Here is a 12045-nt window from a genome sequence, read left to right as displayed (position 1 = left end):
ACGGTGATCAGGTCGTTGATCGCCATGGCGATCGTGTCCTGGGCGATGCCGTCGTAGTAGCTCTTGCTGGTGAGCGTGGCCATCTCGTCGGCCACCAGCGTCTTGGTGCCCAGGCACTCGACGATGGAGGCGAGGTAGAACGGGCCGACATCGACCACATAGGCCGATTCGCCGCGCGACGCAGCGACTTCGGTGAATCCGTGGCCGGCGAGATGGACGGCGGTGGACGCGGCAGCGCGCTGCGCGGTGACCTTGAGCGGGTCGATCAGGTCGTAGTTGACCCCGGCCTGCTCGTAGCTGAGGGTGCCGGTCTGGTCGGAGGGGTGGTCGGAGGGCGAGGCAGATTGATTCATGGGGCCGGATTATCGACCAGCCCGGCCCGCCTACAATCCGCCCCCATGTCGTATATCGTCCTCGCCCGCAAGTACCGGCCCCGCAGCTTCACCGAAATGGTGGGCCAGGAGCACGTCGTGCAGGCCCTGAGCAATGCGCTCACCCGCCAGCGCCTGCACCATGCCTACCTGTTCACGGGCACCCGCGGCGTCGGCAAGACCACCGTCTCGCGCATCCTCGCCAAGAGCCTGAACTGCATCGGCCCGGACGGCACCGGCGGCATCACGGCCACGCCCTGCGGTGTCTGCAATGCCTGCCGCGACATCGATGCAGGCCGCCATGTGGACTACGTGGAACTCGACGCGGCCTCGAACCGCGGCGTGGACGAGATCAGCCAGTTGCTGGACCAGTCGGTCTACAAGCCGGTGGTGGGGCGCTTCAAGGTCTACATGATCGACGAAGTCCACATGCTGACGATGACTGCGTTCAACGCGATGCTCAAGACGCTGGAGGAGCCGCCGGAGTACCTGAAGTTCGTGCTCGCGACGACCGATCCGCAGAAGGTGCCAGTCACCGTGCTGAGCCGCTGCCTGCAGTTCAACCTGCGGCCGATGGCGCCTCAGACGGTGCAGGCGCATCTCGAACAGGTGCTGCAGGCCGAATCCGTGCCGGCAGAGGTCGGTGCGCTGCGGCTGCTGTCGCGCGCCGCCCGCGGCTCGATGCGGGATGCCTTGTCGCTGGCCGACCAGGCGATCGCGTTCGGTGGCGGGACACTGGATGAAGCTGGCGTGCGGCAGATGCTGGGCGCCGTGGACCGTGGCCATGTCGTGCGCATCGTCGAGGCGCTGGCCGCCAGCGACGGTGCGGCGCTGGTGCGCACGGTCGATGAACTGCGTGGCCTGGGCCTGTCGGCTGCAGGCACGCTCGAAGAGCTGGCGACCTTCGCCCAGCAGATGGCGCTGGTCCAGGCCGTGCCGGATGCCGCCGATCCGACCGATCCGGACACGCCCGCCGTCCGCGCGCTCGCGCCGCTGCTGGCACCGGACGAGACGCAGGTGCTCTACAGCATCGCGCTGCACGGCCGGGCCGAACTCGCGCTGGCCCCGGACGAATACAGCGGACTGGTGATGGTGCTGCTGCGCCTGCTGGCGTTCCGGCCACAGGGGGCGACGGCCAGGGTGGTGCCGCCAGTCCTGGTTCCAGTCGTGACGAAACCAGCGCCTGCAATCGTGTCGTCCCGCGAATTGCTGCGACCGGTCGTGGCGAGCGCGCGTGTCGCGGTGGCGCCTGTGCCAGAAGCCGCTCCGGTTCCCGCTCCGATGCGCCCCGCAGCGCCAGTGCCTGCCCCTGAACGCCCGGTCGCCGCCGCGCCGCCCAGACCACGCACAGTGGCGCCCTGGGAGGACGGTCCGCCTGCCGACTGGGACGACATTCCGCTGGAAGGCGATCCCGCGCCGGTGCCCGCACGCACGGTGGCACCCGTCGCCATGCCTGCGCCGACCGCAGCACCGGCCGTTGCCCCGACCATTCGCACCGTTGCCGCCGCCCCGGCTTCTGAGCCTGAACCGTCCACCACGGCGCTGGACGATCCCCTCGTGACCCGCTGGTCCGCGCTGTTCACCGAACTGGCGGGCCGTGGCGGCATGAACGGCCTCGTGCGCGAACTGGCATGGCAGGCACAGTGCCTGTCCATCGACGAGCAGGCGACGCCCAGGCGCTTCGTGCTGCGGGTCGAGCGCGAATCGCTGCGCCAGCAGGGGCACCGGGATCGCCTGCAGACGGCCCTGGGCGATCTGCTGGCCGAGGCCGTTGTGCTCGACGTGGTTGCCGGTACGGTGACCGACAGTGCCGCCCGCCGTGATGCCGCACGCCGCTTGCAGGCACAGAACGACGCGGAAGCCACCATCACGGGCGATCCGATGGTGACCGAACTGCTCGCGCGCTACCCGGGCGCACGGATCGTGCCTGGCTCGATCCGCCCGGTGGCCTGAATCGAAGTTTCCTGATCGAAACCGTTTTCTCTCTCCGCAAGACCGCTCCCAGAAAGGACACCCCATGCTCAAAGGACAGCTCGCCGGCCTGATGAAACAGGCCCAGGCCATGCAGGACAACCTGAAGAAGGCCCAGGACGAACTCGGTCTGATCGAAGTCGAAGGCCAGTCGGGCGCTGGTCTGGTCAAGGTCGTGATGACCTGCAAGCACGACGTCAAGCGCGTCACCATCGACCCCAGCCTGCTGGCCGATGACAAGGACATGCTGGAAGACCTCGTGGCTGCCGCGTTCAACGACGGCATCCGCCGTGCCGAAGCCCTCAGCGCCGAGAAGATGGGCAAGCTGACGGCTGGCATGCCGCTGCCAGGCGGCATGAAGTTCCCGTTCTGATGTCGGTGCGGGACCGCGCGTGAGTGCACCTGACGCGCTGGCCACGCTGGTCGAGGCCTTGCGCCGGTTGCCCGGTGTAGGCGTCAAGTCGGCGCAGCGCATGGCCTACCACCTGCTGCAGCACGACCGGGATGCAGCCATGCAGTTGTCGTACGCACTGGACCACGCGGTCCACAGCATCCGGCACTGCGAGCGCTGCCACACGTTCACCGAGCAGCCGGTGTGCCTGACCTGTCTCGATCCGATGCGCGACGAGCGCACGCTGTGTGTCGTTGAAACACCTGCCGACCAGGCGGCGGTCGAGCGCACAGGCAGCTACAAGGGGCTGTATTTCGTGCTGATGGGCAAGCTCAGCCCGCTCGACGGCGTCGGCGCCCATGACATCGGGTTGCCGGAACTGCTGGAACGGGTGGGCGATGGGGTGGTGCAGGAGCTGATCATCGCCACCAGCTTCACCGCCGAGGGCGAAGTCACGGCCCATGTCATCGCCGAAGCGCTGCGCCCCCGTGGCGTGAAGGTCACACGGCTGGCGCGCGGTGTGCCGATCGGCAGCGAACTCGAGTACGTCGATCTCGGCACCATCGCCTACGCCTTCTCGGACCGCCGCTGAACACGGCGATCCGGAGCGGCACAGGCCACAGGCACGCTTACTTGCGGGCCAGGCGCGTCGGGCTGATCTTGACGCCCTTGACTGCCGCCGTGCGATTGCGCGGCGCTGCAGCAGCCAGCTCGCGCCTGGCCGTCTTGCCGGACTTGCCACCCGCCTTGCCTGCACTCAGTCGCTCTTCGCGGGCAGCCTGGGCCAGCTCTCGGCGGGACAACTTGCGGTCGGGCTTGTCGGCCGAGGCCATTTCACGCCGGGAGGCGCCGGCGTCCTTGACCGGCTGCCAGATCACGAGCGCCTGCGCCTTGCGGAAACGCGTTTCGTCGTCGATGTGGTTCCAGTGTGCGATCTGCGCCGCCGTCACGCGATAACGCTTGGCCAGCGCGAGCACAGTGTCGCCCTTGCGGGCCTTGATGGCCACCTTGCGCAGCGGCGGCACGTCCGGTGCCAGCGCCATGTGGGCGTTGTCGGCCACGTGTTCCGGCACATCCTGCACACGCTGTTCACTGCGCTGCACCAGCAACGTGGAGCCGGCCTTGACCAGCATCTTGGGCGGGATGTGGTTCATCTCGCGCAGCGCGCTCTCGCTCATGCCGGCCTGGCGGGCCGCATCGGCGCTGCGCATCGTGTTCGGCACGACCCAGGCCGTCCAGCTCGCCAGCGGACCGCGGAATTCGCTCAGGCGGCGAATGAAGCCATCGGCGTTGTCATAGGGCAGCAGCACTTGCGGCGTGCCCGCGGCCAGGATCACCGGCTTGTTCATCTGCGGGTTGAGTGTCTTGAACTCTTCCAGCCCCATGCCGGCCAGACGCGCCGCCACGCCCACGTCGATGTCGCGTCGGATCGGCACGCTGACGAAGTAGGGGTGGTTTTCCAGCGCAGGCAGGCTCAGGCCGTAGTCCTGCGGCGCCGTCACGATGTTCTTGACCGCCTGGAACTTGGGCACGTAATGCCGCGTCTCGGCAGGCATGTTCAGGCTCTCGTAGTCGGTCGGCAGGCCTGCGCGCTGGTTGCGCTCGATGGCGCGCTTCACATTGCCTTCGCCCCAGTTGTAGGCGGCCAGCGAGAGCTGCCAGTCGCCATCGAACATCTTGTTCAGGCGCCCCAGGTAGTCGAGCGCCGCGCGGGTCGAGGCCAGCACATCGCGCCGGTCGTCGCGGAACATGTTCTGCTTCAGGGCGTAGTCCTTGCCGGTCATCGGCATGAACTGCCACATGCCCGACGCCCGCGCCGAAGACATGGCCTGCGGATTGAAGGCACTCTCGATGAAGGGCAGCAGGGCCAGCTCGGTCGGCATCTTGCGGCGCTGCAGTTCCTCGACGACATGGTACAGATAGCGCGAGCCGCGTTCGGTCATGCGCTGGACATAGTCCGGGCGGCTGGCGTACCAGCGCTCATGCTCGCGGACCAGATCGCTGTCGAGTGTCGGCATGCCAAAACCCGCACGCACGCGGCCCCACAGATCCTTGCGGGCGTTGGCGTCGTTGAGCACCATCGCCTGGCCGCTCAGCGGATCTTCCATCGGACCGACCGCGTCGCGCGGATCCTCGGCGATGGACGGTGCGGCGGCCGGCAGCGCCGAGCGCGCCACCATCGGCTCGATGCCGGGCACCGGGGACAGCGGGCCTTCCGCACGAAGGACCGCCTGTGGCTGGTCCTTCGCACCGACGGTCGTGATCACCGGCGGCGGCTTGACATCGTTGCTGCTGTCCGGCATCGACGCACAGCCGGTCAGGGCCAGCATCAATGCGGAAAGGGCGAAATGGGTCGGGCGGGCGGCTCTGGCGCTCAGGGCCTTGATGCGGGCATAACGGGTCATCGAAACTGGTCTTTCCACAGTCGTATCGTCGCAAGCACCGACACCGGATCCCGGCCATCGGCGCCTCGGGCGACCGCACAGGCGATCACGTCCGGCTGGTCGCAACGCAAATAGGGGTTGATCTGCCGTTCCTGCCCGATCGTCGAGGGCAGGGTGGGGAGACCGCGGTCACGCAGGGATCGGCACTCGGCCTCGTACGCCACCAGAGCGAGGCTGTGCGGCTCGACTGCGCGCGCGAAACGCAGATTGGCCAAGGTGTATTCGTGGGCACAGCAGACCCGCGTCTCGGCGGGCAGTGCGGAAAAGCGGCTCAGGGAGGCATGCATCTGCGCCGGCGTGCCTTCGAACAGGCGGCCACAGCCGCCAGAGAACAGCGTATCGCCGCAGAACAGGACCGATCCGGTGAAAAAAGCCAGATGTCCCAGCGTGTGCCCCGGGACCGCCATCACTTCGATGTCCAGGCCGAGGCTCGGCAAGGCGATGCGGTCGCCGTCATGGACAGGACTCACCGGGACGGGCACTGGCTCGTTGCCCGGACCCCAGACCTGCGCCGCCTGCGCCCGTGGATGGCCGAGCAGCGTCCGCAGCCCTCCGACATGATCGAGGTGCTTGTGGGTCACTAGAATGCCTGCAAGCTGCAAGTCGGCCTGGTCCAATGCAGCAATGACCGGCGTCGCATCTCCCGGATCGACCACCACCGCCTCGCGGCCGTCGTGGATCATCCAGATGTAGTTGTCGTCAAAGGCGGGTAGAGATAGCAGATTCATGGCGCAGGATTCCTTGATTATAGAGATGGCCCCCTGGCTCAAGGCACCGGCTGGCCGATATCTGCTGGCCTGGGAGCAGCGGCAGCTGGACCGGGTGGTGGCAGATATCTTTGGTTACCACGCGGTGCAGGTGGGCTGGCCGATGGTGCAGGCCCTGCGCTCCAGCCGCATCAGCCACCGCTGGATGCTCAACGACGGGCAGCTCGACGCCGATCTCCTCTTCACTCCCGCACTCCTCGGTCCCGAGGATGCCGGCCTGCGCGGAGGCGATGGTGCCTTGCCGGTCAGCGTGCTCACCGACTACGACGCACTCCCGTTCCCTGGCAACAGCCTCGATCTGGTCGTTCTGCCGCACACGCTGGAGATGACGGCCGATGCGCACCACACCCTGCGCGAAGTTGAACGTGTGCTGATGCCGGAAGGTCGGGTGGTGATCGCCGGGTTCAACCCGACGAGTCTGTGGGGACTTTGCCATCGGCTCGACACCATCGGGCGCCGGGTCGGCATGACCAGTCCGGTGATGTCCGAAACCGGCGAATTCATCGGCCCGCGGCGGCTGCGGGACTGGCTGCGCCTGCTGGGATTCGAGATCGAATCAGAGCAGTTCGGGTGCTATCGTCCGCCCTTTGCCTCGCAGGGGTGGCTGGACCGCAGTGCCTGGTGGGACCAGGCTGGCGAGCGCTGGTGGCCAGTCCTCGGCTCGGTCTACATGCTGGTGGCGGTCAAGCGGGTGCGTGCGATGCGCCTGCTCGGCCCGGAGTGGAAACGCAAGCGCCGGGCTGGTGCCGCGCCCGCCGTCGTCGCCCAGCGCCAGCCGCACCCCACCTCCGGCCCCTCCCGGAACTCGACCGACTGAATCACCGCATCGCATGACCGAAGACACTGTGTCCCCTGCCTCCACCGTGGCTGCCAAGCCAGCGCTGACCGTCACCCGCCCGAAGGTGGTCATCTACACCGATGGTGCCTGCAAGGGCAATCCGGGCATCGGCGGCTGGGGCGCCTGGCTCCAGAGCGGTGACCACGACAAGGAACTCTGGGGTGGCGAGTCGAACACGACCAACAACCGCATGGAGATGACTGCCGTCATCGAAGCACTCGCCAGCCTGAAGCGCACCTGCGACATCGTGCTCTACACCGACAGCGAGTACGTCAAGAACGGCATCACGACCTGGATCCACGGCTGGAAAGCGCGCGGCTGGAAGACCGCCGCCAGGCAGCCGGTGAAGAACGTCGAACTCTGGCAGCGCATGGACGCGCTCTCGCAGCTGCACAGGATCGAGTGGCGCTGGGTCAAGGGCCACGCGGGAGATCCGGGCAACGAGAAGGCCGATGAACTCGCCAACCGCGGCGTCGAGGCAGCACGGACACCGCGCTGAGGCGCTGCCGTCAATCGCCCGCCACCTCGACCGGCAGGTGACAGGCCACCCCGATCTTGTTGCCCTCGGTGTCCTTGAAATACGCGCCGTAGTAGTGCCGGTGGTAATGCGGTCGCAGCCCAGGCGCGCCTTCGCAGGTGCCGCCCAGGCTGAGCGCCAGCGCGTGCAGCGCGCGCACCCTGGCCCGTTGCTCGACCATGAACGCAACCATCTGGCCATTGCCTGGCTCGTGCGGTTGGCCGTTCCACGGACGCCCGACGATGAACAGCGGCCGGATGCTGTCCGGCTGGTGCCAGCCCGCCCAGCCGGGGTCGGCCTCGCAGAAGCGTTCATGCAAGCCCAGCGCGACAGCGATCGGCCGGTAGAAAGCGATTGCGCGATCGAAGTCGGACAGGCCGATGAAGAGGTGCGAGACGATGCTCATCGCGCCACCGCCGGCCGTGTCCGGTAGAACTGCATCGGCACCGGCGTTGCCAGACTCGCCTTCTCCTCGCGCACCATCCTGTGCAGCACGTTCTTCTTCATCCGCCCGACGACATGCATCTCGCAGGGCTTGCAGTCGAACTTCAGCGTCAGCACCTCGTCGCCGTTCTGGATCGTCAGCGGCTCGGCGCGGACGGTTCCCTGTACGCCTGTGACGCCCTTGGCCTGCTTCGGGCACAGGCTCATCGAGAAGCGCACGCAGTGCTTGGTGATCATCAGGCTGGCCTCACCGAGCGCTTCGTGGCTCTCGTAGGCGGCGCCGATGACCTGGACGCCGTGGCGGGCATAGAAGTCGCGCGCCTTCGTGTTGTAGACGTTGGCGAGGTAGGTCAGCGTGTCTTCGGGGTAGGGCGTCGGGGGCTGCACTTCCGGCTGACGCGGCAGGCGCACATGGGCGGCTTGTCGTGCCGCTTCGAGCCGCTCGACTGCCTCGCGGCGCAGCGCATTGAGCACCACCGGCGGCACGAACCACGGCTGCCGTGTCGCCAGCACGGTCTCGTGGGCGGTGAAGATCGTCGCGCCCAGCTTGCCCAGGTGCTCGCGCAGCGCGGCCTCACCCTTGGCGGCGTCGCGCGCGGCCTCCTTTTTCGGCAGATCGGCCTCGGCGCGGGCCGTGACGCCCGTCTCGTCGGTCACTGTCAGCGCCAGCCCGTGCGGTGTGTCGTCCAGCCGCAGCCACACACCGATGCGCCGGTCGGCGGACTTCTTCTCCAGCAGCCGCACCCAACCCATGTCGCGGTTGCGGCTGAGCTGGACATCAGGCCGCAGCCCCGGGTAGGTGGCCAGCGGCTCCTTGGGCACGATCCTCCACAGCCGCTTGCCCTCGTTGAGCCGTTGCGCCGTGTCGATCGGCATGCCGACCAGGTCCTTCTGCAGCGTGTAGTAGGTCAGCGCGTCGTTGTTGTTGAGCGGATCGACGCCTTCGTGCAGCTTCATGTCCACAAAATCAGCGCCGATCTTCGTCACCCAGCCGAGCGGCAGGCCTGCGTGCTTGGGCGTGTCGAAGGCGCCGATGTCGTCCTGGCGGCCATTGACGAAATAGTCGGTGCTGCCGCGGTTGAAGTTGCGGTCGGGATCGGGCGTGAAGGTGAAGGTGGCGCAGCCGGCGGACGAGGCGTGCAGCTCGGGGCGGGCCTCGAACAGCGCGTCGAGCAGCTGGCGGTAGTGGGCGGTGATGTTCTTGACGTAGCCCATGTCCTTGTAGCGGCCTTCGATCTTGAAGCTGCGGATGCCGGCGTCCACCAGCGCGGCGAGGTTGGCACTCTGGTTGTTGTCCTTCATCGAGAGCACGTGCTGCTCGTGGGCGACGATGCGGCCTTGCAGATCGGTGACGGTGTAGGGCAGTCGACAGGCCTGCGAGCAGTCGCCGCGGTTGGCGCTGCGGCCCGTCTGGGCGTGGCTGACGAAGCACTGGCCCGAGTACGCCACGCACAGCGCACCATGCACGAAGAACTCCAGCGTTGAACGATCGACCTGGGCCGCGATCGCCTGGATCTGCGTCAGCGTCAGCTCGCGGGCCAGAACGATCTGCGAAAACCCGGCGTCCTGCAGGAAACGTGCCTTCCCGGGCGTGCGGATGTCGGTCTGGGTCGAGGCGTGCAGATCGATCGGCGGCAGGTCGAGTTCGAGCAGGCCCATGTCCTGCACGATCAGCGCATCCGCCCCGGCCTCGTACACCTGTCGCACCAGGCGCTGTGCCGGCTCCAGCTCGTCATCGCGCAGGATGGTGTTGAGCGTGACGAAGATGCGGCTGCCGAAGCGGTGCGCGTGGTTCACCAGCCGTTCGATGTCACCCACCGAGTTGCCCGCCGAGGTGCGCGCCCCGAAGGATGGTCCACCGATGTAGACCGCATCCGCGCCGTGGTTGACCGCCTCGATGCCGATATCGGCGTCACGGGCGGGGGAAAGCAGTTCGATGTCGGGGCGAAAAGGCATGGCGACTCCGCGGCGCAGGCGAAACCCCGGATTCTAGGACGCCCGACCTTGGCGATACTGCACACCCGACCCCGAGAACACCCGATGCCGCTCTACCGCGATTTCACCGACCCGGCGCAGATCGACGCCCAGTACAACGCCTCGCTGCAGGTGCCGGATCCGGCTGCCGAACTGGCGCATTACGTCCGCAAGGCCCAGCGCGCCCGTGCCACGCTGCGCGATGTGCAGGACGTGCGCTACGGGCCGACGCTGGCCGAGACACTCGACATCTATCCGGCCGATCAGCCGGATGCGCCGGTGTTCGTCTTCCTGCACGGCGGCTACTGGCGGGCGCTGTCGTCGAAGGAGTTCAGCGGCATGGCGCTCGGGCTGCAGCCGCAGGGCATCACGACCGTGGTGGTCAACTACGCGCTGTGCCCGGCCGTGACGATCGACGAGATCACACGCCAGACGCGCACCGCGCTGGCCTGGGTACTGCGCCACATCCGCGCGCACGGTGGTGATCCGACCCGTGTGGCGATCGGCGGGCACTCCGCAGGCGGACACCTGACGGCCATGGCACTGCAGACCCGTTGGACCGAGGACTACGGGCTGCCCGCCGATCCGTTCCGGGCAGCGGTGCTGGTCAGCGGCCTGTACGACCTGGAGCCGCTGCGCCACAGCTACCTGCAGCCGCAGATCCAGCTCGATGACGGCATCGTCCGCCGCAACTCGCCCGCGTTCAGCGTGCGGCCCTGCGCGACGCCGATCCGCATCACCTGGGGTGGTGCCGAGACGCCCGAGTTCGCGCGCCAGTCGCAGGTGTTCCACGACGCCTGGCAGGCCGCGGGCAATGCCTCCGTGCTCGCGCCCGTGCCCGGTGCCCACCACTACAGCGCCATCCACGGCTTCGAGACGCCCGACGGCGACCTCGCCCGCTGGGTGGCTGACGCACTCGCATGAGATCGCCATGAACCCACCCATCACCCGTGGCGCCTGCGCCGCACTCGACGCAGCCGACCCACTGGCCCCGCTGCGTGAACAGTTCGATCTGCCCTCTGGACTCATCTACCTCGACGGCAACTCCCTGGGCGCGCTGCCGCGTGCAACCGCCGGTCGCGTGCAGGATGTGATCCGCCGCGAATGGGGGCAGGACTTGATCCAGAGCTGGAACACGGCCGGCTGGATCGACCATCCGCAACGGGTCGGCGACAAGATCGCCCGGCTGATCGGTGCTGCACCCGGCGAGGTGATCGCCACCGATTCGACCTCGGTCAACCTCTACAAGGTGCTCAGCGTGGCGCTGGCCAGCGTGCAGGCCGCGGATGCACGGCGGCGCGTCATCGTTTCCGAGCGCGACAACTTTCCGACCGACCTCTACATCGCCGAAAGCCTGGCCCGGCAGCACGGGTTCACGCTGCGGCTGGTCGAGGCCGGCGAGATCCCGGCGCAGCTCACCGGAGCGTCGGGCAACGAACTCGCCGTGCTGCTGCTGACCCACGTCCACTACCGCACCGGCCGCATGCACCCGATGGCCGACCTCACCGCTGCCGCCCATGCCGCGGGCGCGCTGGTGGTGTGGGACCTGGCGCATTCGGCCGGCGCGGTGCCGGTGGAACTGCACCGCTGCGAGGCCGATTTCGCGGTTGGCTGCGGCTACAAGTACCTCAACGGTGGTCCCGGCGCGCCGGCGTTCCTGTGGGCGCACCCGCGGCATCTCGCCGGGGCGGTGTGGCAGCCGCTGTCTGGCTGGATGGGCCATGCCGCACCGTTCGAGTTCACGCCCGGCTACCAGCCGGCGACAGGCGTGAGGGCATTCCTGTGCGGCACGCCGTCACCGGTCGCGCTGGCTGCACTGGAATGCGGCGTGGACACGGTGCTGGCGGCGCAGGCGCTGGGTGGCATGGCGGCGGTGCGCGCCAAGTCGCTGGCGATGACCGACCTGTTCACCGCGCTGGTCGCGCAGCGCTGCGCCGGCCATGGCCTGTCCGTGCAGACCCCGACCGATGCAGCCTGGCGCGGCAGCCAGGTCAGCCTCTACCGCGAGGAGGGCGCCTACGCCATCGTGCAGGCGCTGATCGCCCGCGGCGTGGTCGGCGACTACCGCGCGCCGGGCATCCTGCGTTTCGGGTTCACGCCGCTGTACCTGCGCTTCATCGATGTGTGGGAGGCCGTCGAGCACCTGGTGCAGGTGCTGGCGTCCGGCGAGTGGCGGGACGCACGGTTCCACCAGCGCGCCACCGTCACCTGATCGCGGGCAGCGCCTCCAGCAGGATCGCCACCCCGGACAGCACCGCGTTGCCCGACAGCGGATCGCGCAGCCGCTCGTCCAGCACCGCGTTGAGGTTCGCGCCCGGACGCTCGGCT

General features: G+C 68.1%; 11 protein-coding genes and 1 pseudogene. 7 read left to right on the top strand and 5 right to left on the bottom strand.

Annotated features, from left to right (window positions below; translation table 11 throughout):
- A pseudogene (locus AB3X43_RS03995) lies at positions 1-353 on the bottom strand (phosphoribosylformylglycinamidine cyclo-ligase); the annotation flags it as partial.
- A 45-nt stretch (positions 354-398) separates the two neighbouring features.
- Between AB3X43_RS03995 and dnaX the strand changes: the two are divergent.
- The 3 genes from dnaX (at position 399) to recR (ending at position 3325) form a co-directional block, all read left to right on the top strand.
- Positions 399-2324, top strand: coding sequence for a DNA polymerase III subunit gamma/tau (gene dnaX / locus AB3X43_RS03990; RefSeq protein ID WP_369428586.1), 1926 nt, complete (start codon positions 399-401; stop codon positions 2322-2324).
- A gap of 64 nt (positions 2325-2388) precedes the next feature.
- Positions 2389-2715 carry a YbaB/EbfC family nucleoid-associated protein gene (locus AB3X43_RS03985; protein WP_179635470.1) on the top strand — a complete coding sequence of 109 codons (327 nt, stop codon included), beginning with the start codon at positions 2389-2391 and terminating at the stop codon, positions 2713-2715.
- Positions 2716-2734: 19 nt separating this feature from the next.
- The gene (gene recR, locus AB3X43_RS03980; protein ID WP_369428585.1) at positions 2735-3325 is read left to right on the top strand and encodes a recombination mediator RecR; all 591 of its coding nucleotides are present in this window, start codon (positions 2735-2737) and stop codon (positions 3323-3325) included.
- A 37-nt stretch (positions 3326-3362) separates the two neighbouring features.
- Here recR and AB3X43_RS03975 read toward each other — a convergent pair whose 3' ends face one another.
- Both AB3X43_RS03975 and gloB read right to left on the bottom strand, forming a co-directional pair.
- A complete protein-coding gene (locus AB3X43_RS03975) occupies positions 3363-5138 on the bottom strand; it encodes a transglycosylase SLT domain-containing protein (protein WP_369428584.1) in 1776 nt (591 codons plus the stop codon).
- Positions 5135-5905: a hydroxyacylglutathione hydrolase gene (gene gloB, locus AB3X43_RS03970; RefSeq protein ID WP_369428583.1), complete on the bottom strand. Its 771-nt coding sequence runs from the start codon at positions 5903-5905 to the stop codon at positions 5135-5137. Before gloB ends, AB3X43_RS03975 begins: the two co-directional genes overlap by 4 nt.
- 25 nt (positions 5906-5930) lie before the next feature.
- Here gloB and AB3X43_RS03965 point away from each other — a divergent pair, with 25 nt between their 5' ends.
- Together AB3X43_RS03965 and rnhA are read left to right on the top strand one after the other, a co-directional pair.
- Positions 5931-6761 carry a class I SAM-dependent methyltransferase gene (locus AB3X43_RS03965; protein WP_369428582.1) on the top strand — a complete coding sequence of 277 codons (831 nt, stop codon included), beginning with the start codon at positions 5931-5933 and terminating at the stop codon, positions 6759-6761.
- A gap of 13 nt (positions 6762-6774) precedes the next feature.
- On the top strand, positions 6775-7281 hold the full coding sequence (gene rnhA, locus AB3X43_RS03960; protein WP_369428581.1) for a ribonuclease HI: 507 nt from the start codon (positions 6775-6777) through the stop codon (positions 7279-7281).
- A gap of 10 nt (positions 7282-7291) precedes the next feature.
- Here the strand turns inward: rnhA and AB3X43_RS03955 are convergent, their stop codons facing one another.
- The gene (locus tag AB3X43_RS03955) at positions 7292-7699 is read right to left on the bottom strand and encodes a VOC family protein (RefSeq protein WP_369428587.1); all 408 of its coding nucleotides are present in this window, start codon (positions 7697-7699) and stop codon (positions 7292-7294) included.
- Positions 7700-7701: 2 nt separating this feature from the next.
- Complete coding sequence (locus AB3X43_RS03950) at positions 7702-9699, bottom strand: peptidase U32 family protein (protein WP_369428580.1); 1998 nt, start codon at positions 9697-9699, stop codon at positions 7702-7704.
- A gap of 84 nt (positions 9700-9783) precedes the next feature.
- On the opposite strand from AB3X43_RS03950, the gene AB3X43_RS03945 reads away from it, so the two are divergent.
- Both AB3X43_RS03945 and kynU read left to right on the top strand, forming a co-directional pair.
- Positions 9784-10641 (top strand): alpha/beta hydrolase, encoded by an 858-nt coding sequence (locus tag AB3X43_RS03945; protein WP_369428579.1) that lies wholly within the window; start codon positions 9784-9786, stop codon positions 10639-10641.
- Positions 10642-10648: 7 nt separating this feature from the next.
- Positions 10649-11929, top strand: a complete 1281-nt coding sequence (gene kynU / locus AB3X43_RS03940; protein WP_369428578.1) for a kynureninase — start codon at positions 10649-10651, stop codon at positions 11927-11929.
- Positions 11930-12045: the final 116 nt, after the last annotated feature.

It is taken from the genome of Sphaerotilus sp. (assembly GCF_041083715.1).
GTDB lineage: Bacteria > Pseudomonadota > Gammaproteobacteria > Burkholderiales > Burkholderiaceae_C > Sphaerotilus.
Note: the sequence above shows the minus strand (reverse complement) of the source record. Positions and strands in the feature narration are given on the sequence as shown.

Excerpts from the sequence above, each read along its gene's own strand:
- gloB (WP_369428583.1), bottom strand. The coding sequence starts at position 5,905 with ATGAATCTGCTATCTCTACCCGCCTTTGACGACAACTACATCTGGATG.
- dnaX (WP_369428586.1), top strand. The coding sequence starts at position 399 with ATGTCGTATATCGTCCTCGCCCGCAAGTACCGGCCCCGCAGCTTCACC.
- kynU (WP_369428578.1), top strand. The coding sequence starts at position 10,649 with ATGAACCCACCCATCACCCGTGGCGCCTGCGCCGCACTCGACGCAGCC.
- AB3X43_RS03950 (WP_369428580.1), bottom strand. The coding sequence starts at position 9,699 with ATGCCTTTTCGCCCCGACATCGAACTGCTTTCCCCCGCCCGTGACGCC.
- rnhA (WP_369428581.1), top strand. The coding sequence starts at position 6,775 with ATGACCGAAGACACTGTGTCCCCTGCCTCCACCGTGGCTGCCAAGCCA.
- AB3X43_RS03965 (WP_369428582.1), top strand. The coding sequence starts at position 5,931 with ATGGCCCCCTGGCTCAAGGCACCGGCTGGCCGATATCTGCTGGCCTGG.
- AB3X43_RS03985 (WP_179635470.1), top strand. The coding sequence starts at position 2,389 with ATGCTCAAAGGACAGCTCGCCGGCCTGATGAAACAGGCCCAGGCCATG.
- AB3X43_RS03945 (WP_369428579.1), top strand. The coding sequence starts at position 9,784 with ATGCCGCTCTACCGCGATTTCACCGACCCGGCGCAGATCGACGCCCAG.
- AB3X43_RS03975 (WP_369428584.1), bottom strand. The coding sequence starts at position 5,138 with ATGACCCGTTATGCCCGCATCAAGGCCCTGAGCGCCAGAGCCGCCCGC.